Origin of the sequence: Micromonospora sp. KC606, from assembly GCF_004348675.1 — a bacterium.
Classification (GTDB): domain Bacteria; phylum Actinomycetota; class Actinomycetes; order Mycobacteriales; family Micromonosporaceae; genus Micromonospora.
The window spans coordinates 1-26933 of the sequence record NZ_SMKN01000057.1 but is presented as its reverse complement, the minus strand read 5'-3'; the positions used below and the strand labels follow the sequence as shown (position 1 = coordinate 26933).

At 67.9% G+C, this 26933-nt stretch carries 22 protein-coding genes; 5 read left to right on the top strand and 17 right to left on the bottom strand.

The features are described 5' to 3' along the window. Window positions 1–1151 precede the first annotated feature (1151 nt). From E1193_RS14215 to E1193_RS14170, 9 genes are all read right to left on the bottom strand, one after another. Window positions 1152–1814 (bottom strand): hypothetical protein, encoded by a 663-nt coding sequence (locus tag E1193_RS14215; RefSeq protein WP_132183667.1) that lies wholly within the window; start codon window positions 1812–1814, stop codon window positions 1152–1154. Window positions 1815–2140: 326 nt separating this feature from the next. After that, the gene (locus E1193_RS14205; RefSeq protein ID WP_132183666.1) at window positions 2141–4924 is read right to left on the bottom strand and encodes a helix-turn-helix transcriptional regulator; all 2784 of its coding nucleotides are present in this window, start codon (window positions 4922–4924) and stop codon (window positions 2141–2143) included. 80 nt (window positions 4925–5004) lie between these two features. Further along, the gene (locus E1193_RS14200) at window positions 5005–6255 is read right to left on the bottom strand and encodes an ATP-grasp domain-containing protein (protein WP_165945733.1); all 1251 of its coding nucleotides are present in this window, start codon (window positions 6253–6255) and stop codon (window positions 5005–5007) included. Between the two features lie 35 nt (window positions 6256–6290). Then, the gene (locus tag E1193_RS14195; RefSeq protein WP_132183664.1) at window positions 6291–7169 is read right to left on the bottom strand and encodes a class I SAM-dependent methyltransferase; all 879 of its coding nucleotides are present in this window, start codon (window positions 7167–7169) and stop codon (window positions 6291–6293) included. Continuing rightward, complete coding sequence (locus E1193_RS14190) at window positions 7166–9133, bottom strand: FAD-dependent oxidoreductase (protein ID WP_132183663.1); 1968 nt, start codon at window positions 9131–9133, stop codon at window positions 7166–7168. Before E1193_RS14190 ends, E1193_RS14195 begins: the two co-directional genes overlap by 4 nt. Continuing rightward, a complete protein-coding gene (locus E1193_RS14185; RefSeq protein WP_132183662.1) occupies window positions 9130–10704 on the bottom strand; it encodes a class I tRNA ligase family protein in 1575 nt (524 codons plus the stop codon). The genes E1193_RS14190 and E1193_RS14185 overlap by 4 nt, the downstream gene beginning before the upstream one ends. After that, window positions 10697–11074 carry a cupin domain-containing protein gene (locus E1193_RS14180; RefSeq protein WP_132183661.1) on the bottom strand — a complete coding sequence of 126 codons (378 nt, stop codon included), beginning with the start codon at window positions 11072–11074 and terminating at the stop codon, window positions 10697–10699. The genes E1193_RS14185 and E1193_RS14180 overlap by 8 nt, the downstream gene beginning before the upstream one ends. A 16-nt stretch (window positions 11075–11090) precedes the next feature. Further along, window positions 11091–12440, bottom strand: a complete 1350-nt coding sequence (locus E1193_RS14175) for a lysine N(6)-hydroxylase/L-ornithine N(5)-oxygenase family protein (RefSeq protein ID WP_243707615.1) — start codon at window positions 12438–12440, stop codon at window positions 11091–11093. A gap of 7 nt (window positions 12441–12447) precedes the next feature. Then, entirely contained in the window at window positions 12448–13380 is a 933-nt protein-coding gene (locus E1193_RS14170) for a hypothetical protein (protein ID WP_132183659.1), read from the bottom strand. 299 nt (window positions 13381–13679) lie between these two features. Here E1193_RS14170 and E1193_RS14165 point away from each other — a divergent pair, with 299 nt between their 5' ends. Further along, complete coding sequence (locus E1193_RS14165; RefSeq protein WP_165945732.1) at window positions 13680–14747, top strand: ornithine cyclodeaminase family protein; 1068 nt, start codon at window positions 13680–13682, stop codon at window positions 14745–14747. A gap of 57 nt (window positions 14748–14804) precedes the next feature. Here the strand turns inward: E1193_RS14165 and E1193_RS14160 are convergent, their stop codons facing one another. Then, on the bottom strand, window positions 14805–16109 hold the full coding sequence (locus tag E1193_RS14160) for an MFS transporter (RefSeq protein ID WP_132183658.1): 1305 nt from the start codon (window positions 16107–16109) through the stop codon (window positions 14805–14807). Beyond that, the gene (locus tag E1193_RS14155) at window positions 16106–17287 is read right to left on the bottom strand and encodes an ATP-grasp domain-containing protein (protein ID WP_165945731.1); all 1182 of its coding nucleotides are present in this window, start codon (window positions 17285–17287) and stop codon (window positions 16106–16108) included. The genes E1193_RS14160 and E1193_RS14155 overlap by 4 nt, the downstream gene beginning before the upstream one ends. Before the next feature lie 251 nt (window positions 17288–17538). On the opposite strand from E1193_RS14155, the gene E1193_RS14150 reads away from it, so the two are divergent. Next, complete coding sequence (locus E1193_RS14150; protein WP_132183656.1) at window positions 17539–17955, top strand: hypothetical protein; 417 nt, start codon at window positions 17539–17541, stop codon at window positions 17953–17955. On the opposite strand, the gene E1193_RS14145 is transcribed toward E1193_RS14150, so the two are convergent. The 3 genes from E1193_RS14145 to E1193_RS32485 all read right to left on the bottom strand — a co-directional run bounded on the left by E1193_RS14145 (window position 17931) and on the right by E1193_RS32485 (window position 19912). Beyond that, a complete protein-coding gene (locus E1193_RS14145; protein WP_132183655.1) occupies window positions 17931–18308 on the bottom strand; it encodes a cupin domain-containing protein in 378 nt (125 codons plus the stop codon). The two genes, E1193_RS14150 and E1193_RS14145, sit on opposite strands and share 25 nt — an antisense overlap. Beyond that, a complete protein-coding gene (locus E1193_RS14140) occupies window positions 18305–19114 on the bottom strand; it encodes a 3'(2'),5'-bisphosphate nucleotidase CysQ (RefSeq protein ID WP_132183654.1) in 810 nt (269 codons plus the stop codon). The genes E1193_RS14145 and E1193_RS14140 overlap by 4 nt, the downstream gene beginning before the upstream one ends. 408 nt (window positions 19115–19522) lie before the next feature. Continuing rightward, window positions 19523–19912 (bottom strand): hypothetical protein, encoded by a 390-nt coding sequence (locus E1193_RS32485; RefSeq protein WP_207922696.1) that lies wholly within the window; start codon window positions 19910–19912, stop codon window positions 19523–19525. Between E1193_RS32485 and E1193_RS32480 the strand changes: the two genes are divergently transcribed. The 3 genes from E1193_RS32480 (at window position 19905) to E1193_RS14130 (ending at window position 21067) form a co-directional block, all read left to right on the top strand. Continuing rightward, complete coding sequence (locus E1193_RS32480; protein ID WP_207922695.1) at window positions 19905–20057, top strand: hypothetical protein; 153 nt, start codon at window positions 19905–19907, stop codon at window positions 20055–20057. The genes E1193_RS32485 and E1193_RS32480 overlap by 8 nt on opposite strands. Before the next feature lie 238 nt (window positions 20058–20295). Continuing rightward, window positions 20296–20544 carry a transposase gene (locus E1193_RS33770; RefSeq protein ID WP_279433338.1) on the top strand — a complete coding sequence of 83 codons (249 nt, stop codon included), beginning with the start codon at window positions 20296–20298 and terminating at the stop codon, window positions 20542–20544. A 10-nt stretch (window positions 20545–20554) separates the two neighbouring features. Next, entirely contained in the window at window positions 20555–21067 is a 513-nt protein-coding gene (locus tag E1193_RS14130; protein ID WP_279433337.1) for a transposase, read from the top strand. Between the two features lie 906 nt (window positions 21068–21973). Here E1193_RS14130 and E1193_RS14125 read toward each other — a convergent pair. The 3 genes from E1193_RS14125 to E1193_RS14115 all read right to left on the bottom strand — a co-directional run. Then, window positions 21974–22420, bottom strand: a complete 447-nt coding sequence (locus E1193_RS14125) for a transposase (RefSeq protein ID WP_165945730.1) — start codon at window positions 22418–22420, stop codon at window positions 21974–21976. 232 nt (window positions 22421–22652) lie between these two features. Further along, window positions 22653–23954, bottom strand: coding sequence for a glycosyltransferase family 2 protein (locus E1193_RS14120; RefSeq protein ID WP_132183652.1), 1302 nt, complete (start codon window positions 23952–23954; stop codon window positions 22653–22655). Between the two features lie 36 nt (window positions 23955–23990). After that, window positions 23991–26933, bottom strand: a 2943-nt coding sequence (locus E1193_RS14115) for a thioesterase domain-containing protein (protein WP_132183651.1), incomplete at its 5' end; no start/stop codon positions are given.

The window sequence follows — 26933 nt, the reverse complement described above, 5'->3', positions numbered from 1 at the left end:
CGCCCCCTCCGACGCCTCATCGCCACAACCCGCTGACCGGGCGACCTTGCACCGACAGCCACCGCGGCCGACGATGGCGCAGCCAACCATCCGCACATCGGTCACGCTCGGTCGGACAGCAACCGATGAGGATCGCCGGTTCGACATCGGTGTCTCTACGTCCACTCCGCTAACCCGGCCGGTACGACGGGGATCGCCCAGGTTCTGCTGCATTGGGGGCTACCGAGTCCAGGTCGCGTCCGGCTCGACGGACATCGGCTATCTCGGAGGGCCCGTCGTGATCGGCGGTTGATGTTAGAGCGACAGCGGTCCCGTTCGAGCCGCGCGATTCGCGGCTAGAAGAGTGCGCTTGAACCCCGCTGGCGGTGGCCGTACTCCTAATCGCCGATGGCCTGTGCCCGGGAACGCAGGAACGACACCCCACGTACTGCCCGGCGATGCCCTGCGCGGCGCTGCCTGGGTAGCGAACCGCTGATCACAGATGCCTGGCTTAGGGTATCTGGCTGGGCAGGCGATGAGTCGACCAAGCGCCGCTCCGGAAGTAGTTGTAGGTGCCACGCCGCCGGCGTTACTGGCAGGGGCGGCTACTGTGCGGTGCTTTGCCTCGGCCCCACTGCACCTGGAACACCCCCGGGGTGTCGAAGTCGTCGTTCGTGGCGTCGGCGGTCGGGAATAACCGCTGCAGCAGCGCCACCCGGCCACACTTTCGGAGCCGGTGCGGATCGGCGACCCTCCGCAACCGGTCGAGCAACGGCGACGCCAACGACAACGGATCGGCCTCACCCGGATCCCCCGACCAGTTCGGCCTCCCACAACGCCAGATCAGCGAGGTGGTCAACAACAGGGTCGATCAGCGAAGATGACGACACGAGCGCGACTCCAGGAACGATCTTCAGGACTAGTGTCCCGTGATTGCGTTCGCCTTATCCACGCTTTACGGCGAGCGCCGAGTTTTTGCAGGTCACGCGCCTACACGCAAGCAAGAACGGATAATGCAATCAGCATCACGCGACACTGGGCGTCCGAAAGATCATCAGAGTCGCGCTCGTCCCACAAATCCGAACCTTGTCCGGTCCTCAACCCGGACAGAACACCTCAAGCTTGAACAACGCCGGGGCCGCGGCTGACCACCCACCACGCCGGTGACGATATCAGCCCACGAATTCGAACTTCTCCCAGGCGCCGACGGAACCCGATCGGGCTCGCAGCATTCCATTGCTGCTACCGGAGTACCCGATCTCCGCCGTCACGAAGAGACCGCTGGCCTCGGATTGGATGGAGAACGTGTTGAAGGTGTTGTTGAGGATGAACCGCTCCCACGGGCCGACCTGACTGGCCCTCGCACGCAGCATGGCGTAGCTGGGGCCTCCGTAGTTGAGTTCGGCGGCTACGAACTGGCCGTTCGCCTGCGAGTACAGGGTCATCGGCCCGCTCCACCACGTGTAGTCAAAGCACACGGTGAACAGTTCCCATGGGCCTATGGTGCTGGCCCAGCTTGCCCGCAACATCCCTCGCTCATTCGGATCGCGATCGAGGTCGGCTGATACAAACCTCCCGTTGCCCGTAGACCTGATGGCAACGTTGCTCCGGCAGAGCGCTGCCACGCTACCGACCTGCTCCATCCGCTCGGCTGACATCCCGGAGAGGACGTCTGGCGTGACGCCGGCCTGTGCCGGCGAGGCCGCGATCAAGGGCGCCGCGAGCAGCAGCATGCAGAGGACTGCGCTGCGGCGGACGTTTCGAGCAAATGACAAGAGCACGGTGACCACCTTTCGTGAATAGACAACTGCCTGGCGTGACAGCGTCATGTCCATTGAAACATGACGATCGAGGGTGGGGTGTGAGTAGTCGACTACTCGTCTTCCTGGCGGCTCGGCGCGCAGGTACTCGCGGTCACCCGTTCAGAGCAGGTCGGCAAGGTCGGTGCGGCGGCTCACGCCGAATTCGGCGCAAGCCCGGTAGATGTGCCCCTCCGCGGTGCGCACCGACACCCCGAGCTGTTGGGCGATGTCGCGGTTGGACAGCCCGCGGCCGGTCAGCGAAGGATCACGCCGCGAGGGTCACCGGGATCCACGGCGATGCCACCGCAGTTCCGGCGCTCGACGGCAGCCGAAGGTCTTCTTCGGGTCGCTCTGCGCCGTCAGGTACGGATCCGGTTGGCGAGTGCCGCTCGGGAGCGGATGTCCAGCTTCGAGAAGATCCTCGACAGGTGGGCCTCGACCGTGCGCTGGCTCAGGAACAGGCGCGCGGCGATCTCGCGGTTGGTCAGCCCTTCGCTCACGAGGGTCGCGACCTGCCGTTCCCGACCGCTCAGGATCCCGGCGCCAACAGGACCGCGTCCCGGCCGGGGAAGGCGCGCGGCGTGGCGCACCTCCGCCCGGCTGATCTGGTTGAGCAGCCAGATCGCGCCGCATGCCCGGTATCCGGCCTTGGCCCGCCCGAACGCCGCGCGAGCCTCATCGGGTCGGTTGGCATGGAACTGGGCGACACCCCGTAGCTGCTCGCCGATGGCGGCCTCGAGCGGCGCGTCGGTCGGGCCGAGGCGGGTGATCGCCTCGGCGGCGAGGTGCGCCGCGCGGTCCGGCTCCGTCGGGATCGCCACGTAGGCCGCGCCGAGGGCGGCCAGCCCGCGTTCGTAGTCGAGCCCCATTGTGGCCGCGATTTCCTCCGCCTGTTGCACGGCCTCCGAGGCAGCGCGTGGGTCGCCCAGGCGGGTCATCGCCACCGCACGGACGACCAGCCGGAGGACCACGGACGGCGGGTGGTTGGGCCAGCCCGGTTCTGCGGTCAGGTCGACCGCCGCCTTCAGGTCGTCGGCCGCGAGGTGGGCGATGGCGAGATTGAGCTGGCCCACGCGCCACCACATGCGGGCCCGGGGACGGCCGGCGGCGGACAGCCGGCGGGCGGTGGCGATCACCCGGGAGGGCCCGACGACGAACAGCAACGGGCGCAGGGACACGGCTTCCGCCATGCTCCGGACCTCGATGCTGCCCATGTCGTCGGCGGCCTGCACGGACCGCTCGGCCAGCTGGATCGCCTCGCCGAGCCGGCCGGCCCTGGTTTGCCGGGCGGCGTCGACCAGCAGCAGGTACGACAGGGCGCTGCTGTTGCCGGCTCCGTCGACGACCCGGTAGGCGCGGTCCATGTGCCGGGCGGCCGCGAGCTGTCGGCCGAGCTCGGTCTGCACCCAGATCAGCGGCCCGAAGAATTCCACGTGTGGGTGCAGGGTCACGTCACTGGCGGTGTCCACAAGCCGGCTGGCCGCCTCGGTGGCCGCTTGGGCGGCCTGCACCCGTCCACAGTAGAGCGCGCCGAAGGCGCGCAGCGTCTCGGCCGCCGCGGCCAGCTCCAGCCGGTCTTCGCGGAAGTGCCGCAGCGCCTGCTCGGCATGGCGCACCGTGTCGAGGGTGTCTTCCCGGAGCGCGGCCAGGGCGGCGAGCTCGACGTGCAGCTTGCCGGCCGCCTGGGGCCGCTGCCCCCGGCTCAGCTCGGTGCTGAGCAGCGACGTCGCCGCGTCGAGGTCGCCCTGGAGCCGGGCCACCACGCCGCCGAACTCAGCCGCCTTGGCCCGCATCGGGCCGCCGTCCCGGCGCAGCAGGTCCTGCAGGACCGTCCAGCTCTGGTCCAGCTGGCCGGCGAGGCCGAGGGCACGGGCGTACGCCAGCAGCACGTCCGCCCGCTGCCCGCTGGTGTCGGCGGGCAGGATGCGTAGGGCGGTGCCCAGCCACCGGCTCGCCGCGCCAGGCGCTCGGTAGACCATCGCCATACCCGCCCTGATCAGCTCGGCGGCGGCGCTCTCGTCGCCGTACTGCGCTGAGCGATCGAGGTGGTGGGCGATGAGCTGGAGCGAGCCGCGGTGGACCCGCAGGTAGGCGGCGGCGCGCGCGTGGGCGCCGATCCGCCAGGCCGGCTCGGCCAGGCTCTGGGCGGCCGCGCGCATCAGCGGATGCCGAAAGGAGAACCAGGCGCTGTCCAAGTGTCCCATGCCGGCCGCGCACAGCCGCTCGAGCGCCTCCAGGGTCGCCCCCACCGGCTGGTCCGCGACATGCGCCACGAGGCTCGTCGCCGCGCTGTCGCCGACCAGGGCGGCGGCGATCGCCACGCGTCGGCTGGACTCGTCCAGCGCGGCGACGTCGCTGGCGAGCGTGGCCAGCACCTGTGAGGTGACCTCGTCGGCGTCCCGGGCGGTCGGCGTGTCCCGGCACAGGGCGGCGAGCTGCTCGTCGCGGAGCTTGGCCAGCACCTGGAGATAGAGCGGGTTGCCCGTGCTGGCCTGCAGCAGCAGGGCGCGCCGGGCCGGCGACTCGTGCCCGAACAGTGCTTCCAGGTCCTCGGCCCGCAGTGGGCCTGGGCTGATTCGCACCGCCGCCGAGCCCAGGCGGACAATCGCCGACGCGACCTGGCGCGGCGGCGCGGCGCTACGGTACGAGACGGCGATCAGCATGGGGGACCGGGGCGGCCGTCGCAGCAGGTACTCGACGAGGTCCAGCGACGCCGAGTCGGCCCAGTGCAGGTCGTCCAGGATGAGCGCTGTCGGACCGTCCCGCTCGAGCAGCGCCCGTAGCGCGGTGCGGATCCTGGCCCGGTCGGCCGGACTCGCGTCGGGCCAGCCCTCCGACATGAACAGTCTGGGATCAGTGTCGTTGAACCTGGCCATGGCCGCCTGTAGGGCCTCGGCCAGGATGGCGAACGGCACCTCCTGCTCCAGCTGCCAGGCCTGACCGGCGTACACCCGCAACCCGGCCGCGGCGGCCAGCCGGCAGGTCTCGGCGAGTAGGCGGGTCTTGCCGATGCCCGGCTCACCAGAAATCTCCACCACCGTCTGTCGGCCGACAACCACCTGATCCACCGCCGCGGCCAGCTGCTTCACCAAATCGTCGCGGCCGACCAGCGGACCCATCGTGGACGCGTCGTATCGGTTCACGAAACCCCCTCCCCGCTAGATGCAGTCTAGGAGACCGAAGGAGGTTATCCGTTCTTTGAAGTTCACCCATGTTATTGAGCTCAGCGTGATGGCCGCACCTCGAAGTCCAGCTTGGTGGCCAGATCGGTGGCCACGGCGTGTACGACCGCCGGGTCCTGGCCGGGCTGCCACGGCATCCATACCGAGAGCAGGCCAGTGTAGTCGAACCCGCGGGCGCCGGCCACCACCTCCGTACCTGGCCGGGCGGTGGGGAAATAGACCCGGAAATAGGGCGAGTGCATGGCCTCACCAGGACTATTGCGCACGACATGGCCATTGGCGTAGATCACCTTCGCGCAAACCGTCATTCGCGGTGGCCGCCGGTGATTCTCCTGGACCAGGATGTCGGCGACAGATTCGCCGCAGGCTGCCCGGACGAACATGCGCACCAGGTCGATCGAGTAGACGTCCTTGATATGCCGGTACGGGTGGCCGCCGGATACCCGGATCGAGAACTCAATGACGCGGTAGCGCCCGTCGGCGTCGGCCCGCAGTTCCGCGTTGAACATGCAGAGCCGCATGCCCAGCCCACGCACGATCCGGGTCGCGATGTCGACGAGCTCCGCCTCGTGCTCGGGCTTGTCGAAGGGTAGCGTGTACAGGTCCTCGTCGAAGTATGGCCCCGTCGAGTGGCGCTTGTTGTGCACGCCGCCGAGGATGAACTCGCCGTCGAGCACCACGCCGTCGAGCGTCACCTCCTGGCCCGGCAGGTACTCCTCGAGGAGCGCCCAGTCGCGTTCCGCGTTGTCGTAGTAGAAGGCGCGCCGGTCGCGGACCACGTCCTGGATCTGCCGCAGCGCCGCGCGGAGCCGGTCGGGGTTGTCGATCAGCTCGACGTACTCGCTGGCGGCGGCTCGGGTGGGCTTGAGAATGAGGGGCAGCCCGCGTGCCGCCGCAGCGGCCACTGCCGTGTCGATGTCGCTGACCGGGTGGAACCAGACGGTGGGGATGCCGTGCTCGGCGAGGAACGTACGCTGGCGCAGCTTGTCGCGGCAGATATGCGCGGCCTCCACCGCCGCCCAGGTGTTGCCCATCGCTGCGTTCGCCGTCTCGGCGATCTCGATGTCCATTTCCACGAACGTGATGACGGCGGCGGCGCCCTGCTCCTTGGCCACCAGTACCGCTGCGGCCACGAACTCCTCCTGCGGCGCCTGCCTGGGCAGCTGCGTGACCGAGGCGAAGCGCGGGTCGATCGACACGTGCGGCGCCTCGACCGTGATCAGGTGGATGTCCACCCCCAGGTCGAGCATCGCCTGCATGTGGTCGACGAGGCCGATCAGGCGGGCCCGCATGACCAGCACCAGGCAGCGGCGACGTTCGATACGACTCATCGGTCTGGTACCTCCTCGGTGGCGACGGGCCGGCCCGCGGAGCCGGGTCCGCCGGGACGGGTCGCCGTGTAGACGTCGTAGAACTCGCCGCGGATCGGTTCGCGGCGAATGCCCTCCAGGCCGAGGTCGCGCAGGGCGGCGAGGAGCTGTTCGTGGCGGATGTAGTGAGACCGGCGCCGGAAGTTGGTGCGAACCCCGTCCACGGTCAGCTCGCTTTCCCACGCCCGGCGTCTCCGGACCCGGTCGATGCTGACCTGTTCGACGATGTCGACGCGGTGGTCCCCGATGACCATCGTCGGATGGCGGACGATTTGTGGCTCGGTTCGATCCAGGTCCTGCGCTCGGGTGGTGTCTACATAGAGCCGTCCACCCGGGCGTACACAAGCGGCCCACTGGCCGATGGCCTCGGCCATCGCCGACTCGGCCGCTAGCCCCTCCTCCTCCCAGACACCGGCGTAGATGTAGTTGCCGCCGCCCCTGTTGATGACCACGTCGAACTCGCGGTCGTACCGGCCGGGCAGGTCGGCCCAGTCCAGCAGGACGGGTTTGATGTCGAGCCCTTCGATCCGCGCGTTGCGTCGGAAGTGGCGCAGCATCATCTCGCTGCCGTCGGTGCAGGTGACGTCGTAGCCACGGCGGATCAGCTCCAGCGCTGGAAAGCCGCTGCCGCAGGCGCAGTCGAGGATCCGTTGACCACGCGGCTCACCGAGCCAGGCGGCGATCCCGTCAGCGGTCTCCTCCCGGTCGAACTCGAAGTACATGCAGAGTTCCCAGAGGGTGCCGATGTCCGGCTGGCCATCCTCCAGGCAGGCCAGCAGCCGGCGGTCGGTGACGACGATCTCGTTGGCGGCCTCCGGTATCCCGGGTTTGATCATGCTGTCCGGCCTCCTCGTCCACTTTCCAGAATCTGCAGTGCCGCGGCCGCTGCCCGCGCGGCCGCGGCCGGTGCGGTCTTAAACCCGCCGCCGGACCAGCCGGTTGCGACGACGGCCGGCGGCGTGCCGGGCAGGGAGCCAAGCAGCGGCCCTTCCGGTAGGTACAGGTCGGTGCCGAACCGTCCGGCCAGCATCCGCGCCGTGGCGAGGAACGGCAGCCGTGCGGCGCCGCCGCGGATCCAGTCCAGCTGCGGGTCGGTGATCCCGGTGCCGGTCGACGGGGGTACGCCCCACTCGTCAACGGGGACGCCGGCCAGGTACCCGTTAGCGCCGTCGGGGCGGCCCCACATGCCGGTGGAGAAGTCTACGATCGTGGGGAGCCGCCGCCCTCTGCCGGCGAAGATGGCGTACCTTATGGCTCGGGTGCGCGCGCGGGCGTTCGCTGGCCACCGGTGACCGAGCAGGCCCGGGCTGTCACAGCCGGCGGCGACCACCACGGCCGCCGCGTGGATGTCACCGTCGAGGAGCGCGCCGCCGTCCGGGGCGGCGGCGATCGTGCCCACCCGCCGCGGCGGCAGCGTGACGGCGCCGGCCCGGCGGGCGCGGTCGGCGAGCGCGCTCAGCGCGACGGCTGCGGTCACGTAGCCTGCGGCCGGCTCCCAAACGGCGCCAGCGAGGCTGGCCGTCCGCAGGTCCGGCCAGCGGCGGGCCAGGTCGGCGACGGTCAGGACCTCCACGGGTACGCCCGCGGCCCGTAGCGCCTCCACGCCCACGAGGGCCTTGGTCATGTGGTCGGCACCGAGCAGCACCAGCGAGCCGGAGCGGTGGAAGCCGTACCGGGAGGCGAGGCCGCGCCGCCCCCACAACCTCCCGAAGGCCTCCAGCGCCAGCGACCGTTCTGCCTCCTCCAGCGCGAACGCCCGCACGAGGGCGCCGCTCACCCGACTGGCGCAGGCCGTTCCGCCGTCCGCCGCCAGCACCGCCACCCGCGTGCCGGCCTCGGCCAGCTCGGCTGCGGTCGCGAGCCCCACCACGCCGGCTCCGATCACCGCCACGTCGTACCGCCGTGGGGTCGCTTTCCCGGGCGCCGCCGGGAGGGGATCGACCTGCCAGCCGGCGCCGGTGATGCCGCCGACCGGGTCGCCGTCATCGTCGAAGTCGTCGGGTAGCTCGCCGCGGACCAGATCGAGCAGGGTGACGCCGCGCTCGCGCGGCTGCTTGCCGAGCGCGCCGGCCAGCGCGGCGAAGGCCGCCGTGACCCGGGCCGCGGCGCCGCCGGAGAGCCGGACGACCCGCACGCCGTCCGCCGCCCGGCCGGCGAGCGCGCTGAACTCGGGCACGTCGCAGTCGTCGGTGACGATGACCGGGACCTCGGGCGCCGGCCGGATCCGGCGCAGCAGGTCGGCCACCCGGTGGTGGATGCCGCACACCGCCAGCGCCGTGTGCGGCCCGAGCGGCGAGTCGTCAAATTCCACGACGGACATCCCGGTGTCGACCGCGCCGAGCAGCAGTCGAGCCAGGCTTTCGCCGTGGTCGCTGCCGTCGTGGGCGACCGTGAGGCGGCCGATTCCGGCCTTCCGGCAAGCCCGAACGACCGCTGCGGCCTGGGCGGCGTCGTCTGGGCAGAGCCGAAGGGCGAGGCCGCCACTGCCCGCCAGCAGCCCCTGGGCAGTGGCCAGCGGCAGGACCACCGGCAACCCGGCGGAACGGTAAACCGGCAGCGCCAACCGCGCGCCGCCGCTGTTGAAGTGGCCCAGCACCGCGGCGTACCCACCGTCCGCGACGATCTCATGAGCCCGGACGAGTGCGGTTTCCGCGTCCCCGCGGTCGTCGTGCCACTCCCACCGCGGCGAGGTGCCGGTGACCAGGCGGGCGGCTGAGGTGAGCAGCTCGCCCCACGCTGCCCGGGGACCGGTGAGCGGGCCCACCACGGCCACCCGTGCGGGCAGGTGCGGGGCCGTCATTCGCCGAAGATCCGTTCCGGGGCAGCGGCGAGCACCGTCCCGGGCGGTGGGGGAGCCAGCGCCGCGGCGTTGACCCGCCGGCCCGGGGCCGTCTCGAGTACCGCGTCGAGCCGGGCAGCGCCGGCCGGAAGCGCCGGTCCCGCCCAGGCGGCGAGCGCGGCGGCCGCGGCGAGCTGCCCGGTCAGCGCGGCGCGGTACGCCGGCCGCTCCCGCTCGTGGCTCTGCGTGAACCCGTAGTCGCGGGCGCAGTACACCACCTCGTCCAGCAGGCCGATCGCCCGGCGGGGGTCGAATCCGGCGACGGAGTAGGCCTCGCGCAGCTCGGCCGAGGTGCGGGTCAGGCGCCCGTGCAGCAGCTCCCAGTCGGCACCTTCCGGCCGCTCCTCGGGCACCACCCCGCCGGTCTCCGCATGGACCGCCCCGACCAGCCCGCGCAGCCAGCCGTTCCACACCTCGTGCAGGTGGGTCCGGGCGGCGGCCAGGTCGCCCGGATCGAAGTTCGTCTGCCGGCCGGTGGGCCGGGTGCGCAGGACGTGGTACCGCAAAGCATCCACCCCGTCGGCGGCGAGCCCTTCCAGTGCCCAGACCGCATGGCGGCGGCTGGTCGAGAACTTGTCGCCGGCCAGGCGGTAAAACTCGTTGACGACGAACGCCGCCGGCAGAGGCACGGTGTCGTCCCAGAGCATGAACAGTGCGGGGAACAGCACCGCGTGGAAGTAGCTGTTGTCGAAGCCGAAGAACTGCACCGGCCCGGTGGTCGGACGGGCGCTGTCGGGATCGAATTCGAGCAGGTAGCCGGGTGCCATCTCGAACCACACGTAGATCCGCTGGTCCTGGAAGCCGAGCACCGGCACCGGCACACCCCAGTTGGTCGGGTGGCTGACGGCTATCTCGGGCAACCCGTCGGCCAGCATCCGCGTGCACATCGCCCGGACGTGCGGCGGCATCGCCACCCGTTTCCAGAACGCGGCCAGCCGGTCGGCCACCTGCGCCAGCGGCAGGTAGAGCCGGCGCTGGTCGCGCAGGCCGGCCGGGCAGCCACACAGCGTGCAGCGGGGGTCGCCGAGGTCACCGCAGTCGTTCGGCCGGCCGCAGGCCTCGCAGGCGTTGCCGTTGCACTCCGCGCCGCAGTGCGGGCAGGCGCCGGTCACGTACGCCTCGTACAGCCACCGGTCGCAGGGGTCGCAGTACGGCAGCGGCCGGGTCCTGGGCTGTATCACGTCATTGTCGTAGAGCTTCTGCAGGAACGCCTGCACGAACTCGCCGTAGCCGGGTAGCCGCCGTGGCTCGACGATCCGGTCGAAGTCGACTTGGGCGCCGCGCCACCCGGCGATGACGCGCCTGCCGTAGTCGTCGGCGGTCTCCTCGGCGCCGCGCCCGTCCCGGTCGCCACGCAGGGCCACGTAACTCTGGTGGTCGTCCAGCCCGGTGGTCATCAGCGCCGGTACGTCGTCGGCCAGCAGGAAGCGGCGCAGCGTGTCGGCCGCGACGTACGGCCCGGCCATGTGGCCGAGGTGCAACTCGCCGTTGGGCGTCGGTGGGGTGGCGGTCAGCCACAACGGGTCACTCATCGCGCACTCCTTCCGGCGCGGCGGGGGAGCCCGGCTCGTGCAGGGGCCACCAGAACGAGACCCAGCTCAGCTCGGCGCCATTCGGGTTGTACACCACGTGCTCCTCGTTTGCCGGTATCACGACGAGGTCCAACTCGTCGATCGCGGTCTGCTGGCCACCGACCCGAACAGTCCCGGCTCCGGACAGCACGAACATAACCTCGGTCTGGTTATGGCAGTCCGGCATGGACTCCGAGCCGGCGGGCAGGAAGCAGGCCATCGCGCCGACCGGTGGCTCCGGCGCCTGGCCGTTCCACGGCACCAGGCGCTGGCAGACCATGCCGAACTCGGTGACGGCGTTCACTTTGCCGATCTGGAACTTGGTAATCATTGCTCCCTCGCTCTGGTCAAGGCAGCGGGGCGTTGCTCGCCACCATGAAGGGAAGCGGTGCGGCGCGCAGCACGCGGCTGTGTTCCACGACCGACGCGAGGATCTCCCCGGCGCGGATCGCGGTGTTGGACAGCAACGAGGAGCTGATGCCGTGGGTGTGCTCGGTGCCGCCGCAGAGGTACACACCGGCGCGCAGCGCGGGGTCGGCGGCGATCCGGTAGTCCCGGTCGACCCGCAGCCGGCCGTCCGCGCTGCGCCGCAGGTGCCGGCCCACGTGGCCCAGCAGCGACAGCGGATCGTTCGGTTCGTAGCCCGTCGCGCAGATCAGCGCGTCGGCCGTCAGGCGATCCACCGAGCCGGTGTCCAGGCGCCGCACGACGACCTCGACCGGCCCGGCGTCGACGTCGCGCACGCCCACGAGCCGGGAGACGTTGAGCAGCCGCAGCCGGGGTGTGCCGTGGATGCTTTCCGCGTAGGAGCGCCGGTAGAGCTGTTCGATGAGTTCGACGTCCACGGCGGAGTAGTTGGTGTTCGAGTGGTAGGCCAGCAGCGACCCGCGTACCTCGTCGGGTGCGGCGTGGAAGATGTCGACCGTGCCAGGGTCGAAGATGCGGTTGGCGAACGGGCTGTCGTCGGACTGGCTGTACCCGAACCGGGAGAACAGCGCGCAGACTTCGGCATCCGGGTAGCTACGGTACAGGTACTCGGCGACCTCGGCGGCGCTCTGCCCGGCGCCGAGCACGACGAAGCGTGTGGGCGCGTCGGCCGGCAGCGTGTCCAGCCGGTACAGCAGGTCGTGGCTGTGCCAGACCCGCGGTGACGGCGGCGCCTGGTCGGGAAACCGGGGCACCAGGCCGGCCGCGACGACGATGTTGTGCGCCAAGCGGGTGTGCGTGTTGCCGTGCTGGTCGTGGGAAAGCACCTCGAAGTGGGTGACCATGTCGCCTGCGTACACCGGCCGGACCGACACGACCTCCTGGCCGTAGCGGACTAGGTGTTCCAGTCGCGCAGCGCACCACGCGAGGTAGTCGTGAAACTCTATTCGCGACGGAAACAGGCACTTGTGGTTGATGAAGTCGATCAGCCGACCCCGGTCGTGCAGGTAGGACAGAAAGCTGAACCGGCTCGTCGGGTCGCGCAGGCTGACCAGGTCCTTGAGGAACGAGACCTGCATCGTGGCGCCGTCGATGAGCATCCCACGGTGCCAGCCGAACTCCGGCTTGCGCTCGAGGAACTCCGCCGTGACCGGCTCGCTCGTGCCGCTCCGGTTGTGCTCGAACACGGCGATGGCGAGGGCCAAGTTGGACGGGCCGAAGCCGATGCCCAAAATGTCGAGAATCGGCTCGTCCTGGTGTTGGGAGTCCACTTCTTCCCTATTCTGCCGCATACCCGTACTTGCGGAGCGTCGTTCCCCACTGGTGCATGAACATGGTTGTGTGGTCCTGGGTGAACGCCTTGCGCCAGCTCCCGATTTGTCCTTTATAAAAGGAGAAGGAGTCACGCCGGAACAGCCGTTGGGATAGCTGATCGGAGGGCGCGTCTACGCCGAGGAAGCTCAGGATCCGCTGGAGTGCCGCCTGCTGTGCCTCGACCGTTCCGCCGCCCCGCGGTCCGACCAACTCCTCGAACGAGACCTTGCAAACGCCGGGGTGGTCGAGTAGCCACTGTGACCGTTCAAAGTCGCCGTTGCCCGGAAAGGAAGGGTCGGACATTGCGTAGGTCAGCTTGTCCTCGATCGTTTCCTTGGTCCCGAGAATCCGGCTAAACGCCTGGAACTCGCTGTACGAGCCGTATCCGCCGGCAGTTTTGCCGTCGAGGAAGTTCACCATCGAGAGAAGAGTGTCGCGCGGGTCGCGGTAGTTGAAAATAATCCGGGGCTCGCCGGTTTCGTGCCACTCCCGTATGAAGCGGCCGTCAATTTTTTTGATGTCGAACTCCGGCACCACCCAGCAGATCCCGGGCGGGGTGTCGGCGAAGTCCGAGGCGGCCAGGCGGTGGCGGGCCTGCCGCACCAGGTCGGTGTCGATGAGCTCCAGTCCGTACCGATTTTCCAGGGGCAGACCGAACTTAAGCTGCCACGCCCAGCCCAGGGCGTCCCACGCCCGATCGGTTTCGGCGCGGAACTCCGCCTCGTCCGCCTTGTCCAGTCGCGCGAGAACGTCCTCGTCGTACACCATTTCGGCGACGCGCCGGCGGATGGCGTCGTCGAACAACGGCCGAATGTCGGCGGTCACCCGGGAAGAGCCGTACATGCCGTAGCCCAGCGCGACCATGAGCTCCTGGATCAGATGGGTGCCGGTCTTCATCAGGGAGACCAGGACAACCCGGTCCGCGGTCCTTCGGATAGTTGGTTGCGCCGTCGCTGTCATAGTCATAACACCCCAATGTCCAACTGAGACCACCGAGCCCGTCACCGATGAAGCTGCGGTCCGAACCATCGCAGTTCGGCCGACCGCTTAGCATCCGTGAAAACCCGTAAGCCACCACGGCATGCCGCCGCGATTAGGTGTGGGTTAGGTACGGGGACGGATGCTAAGCCGCCAGCCGTGACGCAGGATCGGGGTCGCAATCTGCGCGGAATCCGGGCACTATCCCGAGGAGTTCCATGAAGAGTCTTGTGGTCGGCCAGGCCGAAATCGACGAAATCGTCCGCGCCGTCGGACACGACGAGCTGATGAGCAGGATCATCGAACGGCTATTCACCGGGTTGGCGGCCGCCGGCCTGACCGACCAGCAGTCACCGCCGCGCGGCGGGTTCACGCGGGGCGAGACGGCAACGGGCGTGCTGGAGTGGATGCCGTTTCACGAGCCGGGCCGCGGCGTGACTATCAAGACCGTCGCGTACAGCCCGGCCAACCCCACCGAGTTCCAGCTACCCACCATCCTGGGCAATGTCGCCCGGTACGACGACGTCACCGGACGGCTTGTCGCCATCATGGACGCGGTGCTGCTCACCGCGATGCGGACCGGCGCCGCCTCGGCGGTCGCCAGTCGGCTCCTGGCCAACCCGCGCAGCCGGGTGGTGGGCATGGTCGGGGCGGGCGCGCAGGCGATCACCCAGGTGCATGCGCTGAGCCGCGTGTTCGACCTCCGCGAGGTACTGGTGTGGGACACCACGCCGGCTCACCTGGAGAGTTTCGCCGCGCGCGTGGCGTTCACCGGGCTGGACGTCCGCGCCGCCACCACAGAGGAGTTGTTCGCGCGGGCGGACATCATCTGCACCGCCACCTCGTCGCCGCGCGGGCACGGGCCTGTGCTGCCCGAGCGGGGTCACCGTGAACACCTGCACATCAACGCGGTCGGCTCCGACCTGGCCGGCAAGACCGAGCTGCCGAAGGGTCTGCTCGACCGGGCGTTCGTCTGCCCTGACCACTTGGAGCAGGCCTCGCGGGAAGGCGAGTGCCAGCAGATGGGCGGGCGGAATCCAGGCCCGGGCCTGGCGGAGCTCTGCGCCGACCCGGCCCAGGCCGTCGCGTACCAGAGCCAGCTGACCGTGTTCGACTCCACCGGCATCGCCGTCGAGGACCACCTGGCCCTCGACGTCTTCCTGGAGCTCGCCGAGGAGTTCGGCCTGGGCAACCAGATCCAGCTCGAGTACCACCCGACGGACACGCTGAACCCGTACGCCAACCTGCTCGCGCCAGGGCCGGCGGCGAGCGTGCGCGCACATTGACCCCGAACCGGCCACCAAGGGTGCCCGCCGGTCTGGCAGGCACCCTTGGTCCGGTGTTCAATCGTGCGTTCTGGCCTTCGGCTTCACTGCCTTGCCGACTACATCGGACGCTTTCATATCGGAGGCGTCGGTGAGCTGCCGATCAGAGCGGACGCCGAACGTCGCCGCGATCACCGCGCCGAGGCCGACGAGCGCGCACAGCGCCCAGATGCCGTCGCCGAACCGAGACCAGGCGGCGGCGCCGAGTATCGGACTCAGCGCGAAGCCGATCGAGATCATCGCCTCCACGGACGCGAGGTAGCGGCCCTTCAACCCCGGACGGGCGGCGCGCGAGCCGTAGCTGTAAATCGTCGGGCCGCCGACGGTCTCGCCTAGCGACCAGATGACCGTCGCCACGACAAGGCCGGCGATCCCCAGCGGCAACCCGTACATGCTCATCCCGGCCGCCATGAGCGCCATGCCGGCGACCACCGCGACCCGTGCCGGCCACCGCTGGGTGTACTTGGTGACCACGACCTCGACCGCGACGACGACCGCGGCGTTCAGCGTGACCAGCAGGCCGTACACGGTGGCCGGGTGGCCGGCGCGTTGCACGGACAGCGGAAGTGCGGACAGGTACAGGAAGTACACGAGCGTGTTGAGTAGCAGCGCGCCGAGGAACAGCGCGAACCTCCGGTCGGACAGCACCATCAGGTACCCCCGGACAGGTCCGACCGGCGGGTCGGCGCCGGTGCCGTCCCGGTCGTCGGCCGCCTTGGTGCGGGACGTGTCGTTGGGGAGAGTGAGCAGCGCGATCACGGCGAACGCCGCGGCGGCGAGCGCCTCGATCCAGAAGATGAGTTTGAACGAAACCTGCACCAGCAGCGCGCCGAGTAGCGGCCCCGCCGTCGTTCCGAGGCTGAACGCCAGGCGGTAGATCGCGAAGACCATCGCCTGCCGGGCCGGCGGCGTCAGGCTGCTGAGCATGCTTGCCGCAGCCGGGCGGTATCCCTGGCTCACCGCACCGATCAGAAACACGGTGGTGGCGATCGCCGGGTACGCGTCCAGGTAGAGCACCGTCACGGTCAGCACCGCACCGCCGGACATCGACAGCGCGATGGTCCGCCGTGATCCGAGCCTATCGGTGACCCAGCCGCCGACCAGCGTGCCGACGATGAACCCGGCGCCGAGCACGCCCAGCACCAGGCCCGCCCGCGCTGCCGAGAAGCCCCGCTCGACGAGGTACAGGACCAGGAAGATCTGCAGGAAGGCGCCGAGCCGGTTGACCACCGTGCCGGCCAGCAACGCCCAGATCGCCGGCGGCAACTGGCGGAGCGTGGCGAGGATGCCGACCGGATCGTCGCGAACCTCTGCCGTGCTCACTCCGGCCGATCCGACCCGAGTGGGACGCCCTCGACCACGACCGCCGCGCTGGCCCTACAGAGCCGCTCGAGCGCGTTCGCCTCGTCCTCGCCCACGGCGACGACGACCGCCGTGCGGCAGTTGACGTTGTCGTTCGGCGGCAGGAGGAGCTTCTGCCCCGGCGAGACCATCGTCTCGAGCATCGTCACGCCGTCCGGCACCTGCGACCGGTCGACCTTGATCGACGTGACCTCCATGTCGTACGGCGGATACAAGAAGCGGATGGCGGCCGTGTTCTGGCCTTGTGCGGACAGGTCCGGCTCCACGCCGACCGCCAGGTCCGCGGCGATCAGACCCACGTCGACCTGCCGGGCGAGCAGCCCGCCGTACGGGATGAGGTCGCCACCGATTCGGGCGTTCACCTCAATGACCAGCGCGCCCCGCTCGGAGACCCGCAGTTCGGTGTGGGTGATCCCCTCCGTCAGGCCCAGAGCGGCGTGCGAGTCCTGCAGTGTCTCGAGCACACGCGGATCGGTGAGCAGCGGGTCGTCCGCGCGTACGATGTGCGCCAACTCCTCGAAGTACGGCGGGTAGCCGGTCTCGTTGTGGGCCAGGACGAGTGGCGTCACCACCCCGTTGTGGCAGGCGGCGTCGACGCTGATCGGGGTGCCGGTCACGAACTCCTCGACCAGCACGTTCGGCTGTGGGCACGGGGGCAGCTCGCTGACGAAGGCGCTGCGGCTCTTCCGGTATGCGGCGTCGAGTTCCGCGGGGTCCCGCACCAGGCTGACCCCGATGCTGGCGGACAGCGCCCGTGGCTTGATCACCAGCGGGTAGCCGACCTGCGCCGCGGCTTTCCGGGCCTCCTCGAGGGAGGCGACCGCAATCGAGACCGGCTGGTCCACGCCCGCCTTGGCCATCAGAACCCGGCCGGCATGCTTGTCGCGGCACGCCTCGATGGCTGCGGCGGGGTGGCCGGGCAGCCCCAGCGCCTCGGCCGCTACGGCGGCGGGCAGGATCCGGGACTCGTCGTAGCAGAACACGCCGCGCACCGGCGCGTACGTGGACGACACCTCGCGGGCGGCCTCGATGAGGGCGTTGCTGTCCCGCGTGTCGACCTTGGTGGAGCCGACGAGGTACTTCGACTGCCAGGTCGGCAGGTCCGGCGCTAACAGCCACAGCGCGTACCGCGTGCTCACGGATCGGAGGGTGTACTCCCGGTAGATTCGCCCTCCGCTGCTGACGAGCAACAGCAACGGACGCGAATCAGAATCGGTGGCGCCCATGTGAAGGTCCTTTCCGCAGCAAATTCAAAAGTGCTGGTCCCGATGAGGCTTTTGCGCCGAGTATCCCGGCGGACGTCCGCGGCTAGCATCGGTAGAACCACGTAAGAACTACGATGCGCAACCGTCTGTAATGAATATTTGAGGTTGTGCGTAGCCTCGGCCGCGTGGAGCCGACTGGCCGGCACTCCAGCTACCTCGCGCCGCCCTCGGCGCGTACGCCGAGGGCGCGGTTGGACCGCGGCGTGCGTCGAGGGCACGACCGTTACGAACGGCTCGCGTTCCGGGTGGTGGTCGACGAGTGCGACGCCGTCCACCGGGAAACGCGCGGGCGGCTCCCTGCCACCCGGCTCACGAGAACACCGTCACAGTCGCCGCCACCGCCCTCCCGTCGCGGCCGCAGCGGGGTTCGGCGTGCCCGTCCAGCAGACGGCTGCCGGGATGTTGGCGGCGGTCGAGAACACGGCGACCTCGGTGAGGTGGAGTACCCGCGGGACCTGTACCATTCGTCGACGGTGCGCCGCTGGTTCGACGGGTACATGGAGCTGCTCGCCGCCGCCTACTCGCACAAGGCGGGGCGGTGATGGGCGTAGAACTTTTTCGTTGGCTCCAGCACCTCCCACGTGCCGACGAATCCCGCCGGGACGACGATGCAGTCGCCGGGGTGGAACGTGCGGGCGTTGCCGTCCTCGTCGGAGATGGTCACCTTGCCGTGCAGCATGTAGTAGAACTCGTCTTCCTCGTAGAACGCGTGGAACCTTCCGGGCGTGCTCTCCCAGATGCCGGCGACGAACGCCGAATCGCGGCTGACGAAATGCAGAGTATCCATGACGGACAGACTGCCGCCGATCGCTTTTGGTGGGCTTATGGTCATGGGTCGCTCGACGCCCTCCGACTCGCCCAACACGACGATGTCCTTGATCGATTTCTCACTCATCGGATCGGCTCCTTCGGTGCCTGCTGCCCGGGCTCCGCAGCGCCGGCGGTGGCGGATGCGATCGCGGCGAGCAGCCGCTCGCTGAGGTCCGCGCGGCACACCAGCAGGTCGGGCATCTTCGGATCAGGTTGGTTGTAGACCAGGGGCGAGCCGTCGACCCGCGACGCGTGCAGCCCTGCCGCCGCGGCGACTGCGACCGGTGCCGCCGAGTCCCACTCGTGCTGCCCTCCCGCGTGAATGTAGGCGTCAGCCGCGCCGCGGACCACGGCGGCGACCTTCGCGCCCGCCGACCCCATCGGTACGAGCTCGCCGCCGACCGCGGCGGCCACGTCGCCGAGGAACGAGGGTGGCCGGGTGCGGCTGACGACGATGCGGACCGGATCCCGGCCGATGGGCGGCGCGGGTCGCTGCCGTGAGGTCAGCACCTCACCGAGGGCCGGCAGAGCGACGGCTCCGGCGGTGAGGACGCCGTGTTCCCAGAGTGCGACGTGTACCGCCCAGTCGGTCCGGCCGGCTTCCGCGTACTCCCGGGTACCGTCGAGTGGGTCGACGATCCACACCCGGTCGGCGGTGGCCCGGTCGTCGCCCCGGTGCTCGCCCTCCTCACTCAGGACGGCGTCGCCGGGCCGCCAGCGGGCCAGCTCGGTGAGGAGGAACTCGTGTGCCTGCCGGTCTCCGCTGGCACGCAGCGCCTTCGGGTCGGCGAAGCCCATCTCGTCACGCAGTCGCATCAGCAACTCGCCGGTCTGGGCGGCGAGCAAACCACTGAACGCGCAGTCGTCGGGGGCGGTGCTCAGGTAGATCATGGGTCGACTCCGCTGCCATGGAGGGGACGCCAAGCGCCAGCCGCATGACGGCGCCTGCGCGTGAGAATGGATGGTCCGGTCGGGTAGACCGTGTCCAGAATGGAGTCGCCTCAAGCCGGTCGACCTCGGTCTCAGACTGAGCCGTAAGTAGACCCTCCTAATCGGAGGCTATCACGGTGCTGCTGTGCGCAAAAGGTGTGTTTGCTCAATGCGAACCTGAGAAAAACGGCCGACATGTCCGCCGGTGCGATGGATGTGATGCCGGCCAGGCGGAGCAGGCTGATCGCGGTGTTGCGCAGGTGGCCAGGGCGCGGGATCCGCGGAGGCGCTGGCGTCCTCGCGGTAGGTGGTGTCGCGGATGTGTGCAGGACTTCGATCGACCAGTGACTGCGTGGCCAGTCGGTCAGCTCAGCGGGTCCGGCTTGGTCGGCGGTCAGGTTGTTGATCGCGTAGACGGTGGCGATGGACCAGCGGCCGTTGGCCGGGTTGTAGCGGCGGCGCCGGATCCGTAGGGCCTGGCTGACGTGGCGGAAGGTCCAAGGATCGGGGGCCGAGGCAAGTGATGGTCTGCAACCGGCGGATGTCACGGCGGTCGTGGCCTCGGTCGTGGGTGACGTCCAGGACTGGGATCTTCGCCCATGGAAGGGTCTTTACCTGTCGATACAGACGCCGCTGGTTGCGCTTGACGACGAAGACGTAGCCGGCCTTCTTGTTCTCGATCAGCCAGCGGGCGTGGTCGCGTTGGGTATGCAGCGCGTCTGCCGTGATGATCGCCCCGTCCAGGTCCAGCGTGGGCACGAACCTGGTGATTCTCGTTCGTCTTCCCATCGACGTCGGTCTGGGCGAAAACGATCCCGTCGCGGTGATCCACGACGGCGAGCAGATGCACCTGGGCGCCAGCCGGTGTGCGCGCCGTCGATTGGTGCCGGGTCGATCGCCTTGACGTCGGGGTACAGCTGCTGGTGGCAGGCGTGGTGCAGCTCGTATTGCCGCCGGCCCGCCCAGGTAATCCGAACCCACCAGTCCCGGCTCCCGCCCGGCTGGAACTCCTCGATGTAGGTGCCGTCGCGTTGGTCATCGCGGAGCTTTTGCAGGCCCTTCCACGAGGGTGTGCGTTCCTGCAGCGGCGTACCCCGCGGTTGCAAGCCCATCGTCATCCGTCATCACCGGCCCGGTACAGCTTGGCGAGGGACTCCCACAGCCACTCGGCGAGCAACCCCGTCGGCTTCTTCATCGACGCCCTGGTGATGAAGATCCGCCAGGGGCAGGTCGCGAACCGGCCCGTCTACGTCGTGGTCGGCATCAGCCTGGACGGGGAACGCGACGTGCCCGGGATGTGGGCCGGCACCGGCGGGGAAGGCGCCAAGCAGTGGGCCGGCTACCTCACGGAACTACGTAACCGCGGTGTCGAGGACGTGTTCATGGCCTGACTGCGACGGATTGAAGGGCATCACCGACGCCATCGAACAGGTCTGGCCGCAGGCGGTACACCAGCAGTGCGTCGTCCACTTGGTGAGGGTCAGCCTGCGTTACACCAACCGCAAGGACTGGCAGAAGATCACCCCCGCCCTGCGGGACATCTACACCGCCCCCACCATCGCGGCTGCCGAGGCCCGCTTTGAGGCGTTCGCCGCCGAGTTCGGCGACCAGTACCCGGCCGTCATCAAACTGTGGCGGACCTCCTGGCCGCAGTTCGTGCCGTTCCTGGACACCGACCACGAGGTCCGCAAGGTTCTCTACACCACCAACATCATCGAGTCCCTGAACGCCCGGTTCCGGCAAGCCGCCCGACGACGCGGGCACTTCCCCACCGAGCAGGCCGCGATGAAGGTCCTCTACCTCGCCGTCCAACAGAAACGCCGAGGCGGCGGCAGCACCACCGGCCGGGTCTACGGTTGGGCCAAGGCCCTCAACGCCCTGATCCTCGCCTACAGCGACCGGATCGCCATCTGACAACCTCGATCACACCACAGACCCAAACACGGAAATCGACACACTCCCGTTCGATGAGACGGTGCTGCTCCTTCTACTGTCAACCGTGCACGAGGTCGTTAGTGCAGCGGGCGTGAAGGCGAGCGCCCCATTTCACCATCGGGCGAGGCGGCACGAACAGGCCCGTCTGCTGTAGAGGCGCAACCACAACGGCAAGGAATAGTTCGTGAGTCCACTCCCATCGCGCGTAGGGCAACGCCTGGCTGGTTCGACTGTCGCAGCGTTTATCCCCAAGCCGTGGCGCATCGAGGTCGAAACAAAGCCGCCCGCACGGAAGCCAACGGTCACCGGCGCTTCCGATCCGACCGGCCCTCCGCCTGCACTGGACTCCACAACACCACCCCCGATCCCCCGTCCTCACCGTCGGGGTCGGAGCCGAGCACGCCACCGCCTGACTTCCCTCCCGCGCCGACGCCAACCTCGAAGACCCCGCGTCCGTCAACGAGTCCGCCGCGTGGCGGGGATGCTCCGCCTCAGCCGAGCAGAAGCACCGAGGACCGCGGCGATGGCACTGCCGTCCCCGACGGGCAGTCCGGGCCATCGGCGCCGCCGCTTCCGGTGACCGGTGGCAGTGTCGCTTCGATCGTCCGACCGGCGGCCCCGCCGTGAATTGCGGCGTCGGACTGCTGCTGGCAGGTCGCCGTAGAACTTGATGAGCCACGGCAGCAGGGCCTGGAGCAAGGCAGACAGTAGCCAGTGAACTTTCGGTCGAGGTCTAGCGGCAGGAGGGGGTCCCGGAAAACCTGGTAGTGCGAAGATCCATGGAGAACCCGGTAGAAGGTGAGCACAAGGTTCCCCGCAATAGCGGCCTCGATCGCTTGTAAGTAGCTGCCGTTAGGGGCTGTCTCGCTAACGGCACCTCTCTTGTCAACCTGCCGGCAGCAGAGAGGTCTCCGTATCTTTGATCATGGTGCGGTAGACGACGTCGGACAGGCGTCGCTTCAGGCAGCGCATGGCTTCCTTATGGGTTTTGCCTGCGGCTTGTTTGTGCTGGTAGTAGTTCCGGCCGGGGGTTGCTCGTTTGATCTGGGCCATGGCCATGACGTGCAGGGCGTCGTTCAGCTGTCGGTCGCCGGCGCGCGAGAGGCGGTGTCGTTGGATGTCATCGGAGGAGACTTCTATCGGCGCGACACCGCAGTACGAGGCGAATGCGGCCTGCGACCGGAACCTGTTGACGGCTTCGGCGCGGACCAGGATCTTCGCGGCGGTGACGTCGCCGATGCCGTGTAGATCGGTCAGGGTGGTGCCGGAGGCTGCGACCGCGGCGGACAGCGTTGCTGTTGCCTCGGCGATGCGCCGGTCGAGGCGGAGCACCTCTGGCTGGGACTCGGGGCTGGCCGGCCCGGCCACCGACTACGGCATCACCGTCCACGACGAGCCCGACCCCGGCGGTGACATCCGCTGCGATCGCGGGACGTTCGCAGAGTGGACGCCACGTTGCTCGACGGGCCCGCTCGAGCAACCGGCCGCGCGCCGCGGTGGCGAAGGGGGGTGGCAACGTGTGCGTCAACGGTCGAGGCGCCGGACTCGCGTGGCGAAGCTGTGCTCACGACGCAGGTCCGGTCTCAGCGTGGCGGATGCTGACCGAATATCCATGGTCACCGAACGGCGACCGGCTCGTCGCCAGCCCAAAGTCCCGCGCCATCGCGATGAGGTAGGCCGGGTCGGCACTCGTTCTTGCATCGTCGGTGCACACCATCACGAGCGCTCCGGCAACGCGCAGCGACTCCTGCACGTGCCTGCACAGGTCGCCAGAAGCAAGCATCCGCCACACGTCGATGCTGATCACAGCCGCAAATTCCCCGTCGGCCCATGGCGTGTCCACGCCGAGCAGATGCAAGTTTTCCCGTGACGGGGGGCTGGCGTGGTCGCACGTCACGTCGTCAGGGCGGTGCGAGGTCATCCCGACAACGCCGTTTCCGATCCACAAAAGACGGCCGTTCCCCTGCGCCTGCGCGAGGCCCTCGAGGGCGCCGGGTGCATGGTGGCGGGTGAACCCACTGAGGTGGCGGGGATATTCGTGCAGGCCGGCGAGGTAGTGGCCCTCTGCCGTGCCCAAGCGTTCGATTTCCCAGTGGAGGTGCTTTCGCTTGAGGTGCCTGAAGCCCTTGATCGCGTGGGTTGACATCTCATCGACGTTGCGAAGGTGCATCAGGTGGTAGCAGCCCGCATAGGGGTCGTAACTGAACCGGCTGCCGTCCGAACCCCACTGTCGGTAAACGCGGTAGGCGAACTCGACGTCCTCCCACCCCCAGCCCGTGAGGTCCTCGTCGAAGCCGCCGACCTCCGTCGCCGCAACTCGTGGCAGGGAGATGTTGTGCGTGTACGCGTACAGCCACGGCGCGATGCGAACGTTCGACGGGTCACTGACCCCGAAGTCGGCGCGGACATCGCGCTCCAGCGCACGTTCGGGCGGTTGACTCTCGCCCGGACGTAACGCGGTCAGCGAGTCCAGCGTCGGCTCCTGCCGACCGCCGATCAGGAACGACGGCGACGGGGTGGCGTAGTGAAAGTCGAGGTGCCGCCGTACGAGATGCGGCACTGCCCACGAGTCCGCATCGAGGAAAATCACGATGTCTCCCCGGGCCGCGGCGAGCCCGGTGTTGCGCGCAGCGGCACGCCCACGGTTGACGTCGTGCCGAACGATCCTGGCACGCAGCTCATCCGGGGCATGTTTGACGACGTCGGCGACGGAGTCGTCCAAGGTGCCGTCGTCGACCACGATCACGTCGACGGCATCGAGGTCGACGGTCTGCCGCGCCAACGACTGCAATGTCCGTGCAAGTGTGAATGCCTGCCCGCGAGCGGGCAGGACAATCGACACGATGGGCTTGGCGTCTCCGGTCATGTGGACAGTCTGCTGCGCAGGAGGCCGAAGGTGCTATCACCGTCGACCTCGTCGAAGTCCGTCATGCTGACGACCGAGATCCACATCCGCACTGTCCTTCTCAACACCTTCACCTGTTGTGGTATCCCCAGACGCAGCGCGTCGCACAAGGCTGACCCGAGCAGTGCCGGCTCTGCCCCATGCCGACTTGGGCCGAGACTTGCTATGAGTCGTGACTGTCAGGCAGTGAAAATCATGGTGTCGAGAGGAAGTGGACCTCATCGTCTGCTCAACGACCTCTACTCCCGCCGCCGGCTTCATCTCAGATCGGAAGATCGCCCGCATCCTCGACGCCGCAGCCCTGAACTCACCACGGTCAAGCGTCTCGAGCATGTCAGCAATCTTCATTCCGTTGATGCGCGCAATGTCCCCGACGATGCCCGTGCCGTGATACGCAACACGGGCAGCATTACCGAACTGATCGTACCAACAGGGGAATGCCAGCATGGGAACGCCGAAGTACGACGCTTCCATAACAGAGCTATGGCCCGCTTGCGTGATCAACACATCGGCCTTTCTGAGTATCTCCAGTTGCGGCGCGAACTTCACCACACGGACGTGCATCGGCAGTTCCCCGAAGTCAGAGATCTCGGCTGCCGAACCGATCTGAATGATCGCCTGAACATCATCCCGATCCCGCACTGCATCGATGACAGCCGCGAAGAGTCGCCTGGCGTGGCGGTATTCATGGCTGTATGTTCCTAACGAGCAGTATATCGTCTTCTTCTCAGCGCTGAATCCATCCCAACTGAAGTCACCGTCAGCCCGCCGCAAATCTACACTGCTGCCGAGATATGTCCGCGACGTGTCGACATCTATATGACGGAAGTCGAAGCCCCTTGGCGAAGTGACGAGTTCAGGAAGGGCGACGCGAGGCCCGTACTCGTTCCAAGAGATTTTTCCGCCCTCTCTGCGCACTTCAGCCCAGAATGAGTTCTTTCCGAGTCCCAGGATGATTTGGAAGCCGGTCTCTGCCGCCTGCTTCCGCCAAGCTGCAAACAGGCATCGACTCCATGCATAAGAATTACGAACTCTCGATGCAAGGGTGTGAATATCTGGCGGGGCCAGTGAGCTGAACACCGGCGGGATGTCTGTTGCCCGGTGTGTTGCCAGCGTTGAGTTGAGCGCGATCATCGGAATGCTGAGTTTCAATGCCGGCAGCACACCGATTCTTGCCGACGGATCCGAGATCACGAGATCAACTTGGTCAGCAATCAAGGCCGTCTCACAGCGGACGTCGGAGGCCTGCATCTGAATCAGTCGATGCAACATCGTCAGCCGCGCAGCGCGCCAGTAGTCCACGGCCGCACGGAGTCCGCGCTTACGTGTCCCCTCTACTTGCGGCAGCAGCATATCGAGGGAACGATATTCAAAGCCCTGGTCCGCGACGCGTGACCTGTACTTGGAGGGCCCATGGTAGATGACGCGATAGCCGGATCTCTTCAGCTCACGCGCGAGGTTGTAACTTGCATTGAACGCACTCGTCTCCGGGAACAGGATGAACGCTATTGTTCCTTTAGAGCCTGCATGGGTAGTGGCGACAGGCCTCGCACCATTCAGTGTCAAGGCCCGAGCAATTGACGCGCCCAAGAGATTGCAGAAAGGAACTTCCATCATCGACAGATGATCGCCTTCCATATTTTCGACGATCAGGCGGTCGTCTACAACATGTCGCCAACTGTTGACGATCTCTCTGTCGCGAGGTGCCTTGGCGAGGAAGAGATGGATGGTCAGTCCGCTGGGCAACGGCACGTATCGTTCAGCGGCAGAGACAAGAGTCCGCCACGCTTTCGTTCGCCTCAACACATCCTGAGCGGTCAGACCGTCGTCGAAATATCCAGCCTGTTGGCATGCATCGAGCAAATCGTTCACCGTGCGCTGTGCCTGTCCCCACCCCTGCAGGCGGCCGATCTCAAATGCCGGAATAAGTTCTGGCAAGCGCAGCAACAAGTCATCGACGTCGCTTGTGTACCGCGGAGCCGTATGGCCCAACGCATGATTGTTGGCAGAATCAATCAAACCCAGAAACTCAACGTTCTCGTTTGCGATACTGAGTTGCCGTGCCATCTCATATGCGATGACACCTCCGAGTGACCAGGCAGCTAGGCGATAGGGACCTACGGGTTGCACCTTGCGAATGCGCCTTAAGTATTCTTCAGCAATGTCTTCTACCGAATCCTGGACAATCGAATCTTCGTGTAAGCCAGCTGCTTCCAACCCGAAGACAGGTGTATCCCGGCCGATCGCCACGGCGAACGCTGGATAGGAACCGACCTCCCCCGATGCTGGATGGATGATGAACAATGGCCGCTGAGAGCCTGCTGAGTTCAGCTCAACGACGCCCCGCACCGCAGTCGACTTGGTCTGTTTCGCTTGGACCAACGAAGCTATGCCTTCAATGGTCGGCTGCACCAGTACATCTTGGAGCGTGATGACTTTGCCAAGCTCCACTTGAATTTTGCTGACGAGCCGGACGGCGAGGAGCGAGTGCCCGCCGAGGGTGAAGAAACTGTCACGTCGCCCGATCCGCTCGACGCCCAGCAACTCGCTCCACAAGCCGGCCAGCAACGACTCGACCTCACCCACCGGCGCCTCGCTGACACCACGCGCATACGCCTCATCCGCAGGCGCCGGCAACGCCCGACGGTCCACCTTCCCGTTCGGCGTCAGCGGCAACGCGTCAAGCACCACAAACGCCGCCGGAACCATATGCTCCGGCAAACGCGACAACAAAAACGAACGCAACTCCGTCGCAAGGCCGACAACCTCGTTGTTCGTCACCACGTAGGCGACGAGGCGTTTGTCGCCTGGTGTGTCCTCGCGCGCCACGACCAGCGCCTCGCGCACGTCCGCGTGCGCCGTCAGCTGCGCCTCGATCTCGCCCGGCTCTATCCGGAAACCGCGGATCTTCACCTGATCGTCGTTGCGGCCCAGAAACTC

What these genes read in the sequence shown, in the direction of transcription:
- E1193_RS14215 (WP_132183667.1), bottom strand. Translation starts at nt 1,814, where the DNA reads ATGGACATGACGCTGTCACGCCAGGCAGTTGTCTATTCACGAAAGGTG.
- E1193_RS14200 (WP_165945733.1), bottom strand. Translation starts at nt 6,255, where the DNA reads ATGCGGGCCCGCCTGATCGGCCTCGTCGACCACATGCAGGCGATGCTC.
- E1193_RS14195 (WP_132183664.1), bottom strand. Translation starts at nt 7,169, where the DNA reads ATGATCAAACCCGGGATACCGGAGGCCGCCAACGAGATCGTCGTCACC.
- E1193_RS14190 (WP_132183663.1), bottom strand. Translation starts at nt 9,133, where the DNA reads ATGACGGCCCCGCACCTGCCCGCACGGGTGGCCGTGGTGGGCCCGCTC.
- E1193_RS14185 (WP_132183662.1), bottom strand. Translation starts at nt 10,704, where the DNA reads ATGAGTGACCCGTTGTGGCTGACCGCCACCCCACCGACGCCCAACGGC.
- E1193_RS14180 (WP_132183661.1), bottom strand. Translation starts at nt 11,074, where the DNA reads ATGATTACCAAGTTCCAGATCGGCAAAGTGAACGCCGTCACCGAGTTC.
- E1193_RS14170 (WP_132183659.1), bottom strand. Translation starts at nt 13,380, where the DNA reads ATGAAGACCGGCACCCATCTGATCCAGGAGCTCATGGTCGCGCTGGGC.
- E1193_RS14165 (WP_165945732.1), top strand. Translation starts at nt 13,680, where the DNA reads ATGAAGAGTCTTGTGGTCGGCCAGGCCGAAATCGACGAAATCGTCCGC.
- E1193_RS14145 (WP_132183655.1), bottom strand. Translation starts at nt 18,308, where the DNA reads ATGAGTGAGAAATCGATCAAGGACATCGTCGTGTTGGGCGAGTCGGAG.
- E1193_RS14140 (WP_132183654.1), bottom strand. Translation starts at nt 19,114, where the DNA reads ATGATCTACCTGAGCACCGCCCCCGACGACTGCGCGTTCAGTGGTTTG.
- E1193_RS14120 (WP_132183652.1), bottom strand. Translation starts at nt 23,954, where the DNA reads ATGACCGGAGACGCCAAGCCCATCGTGTCGATTGTCCTGCCCGCTCGC.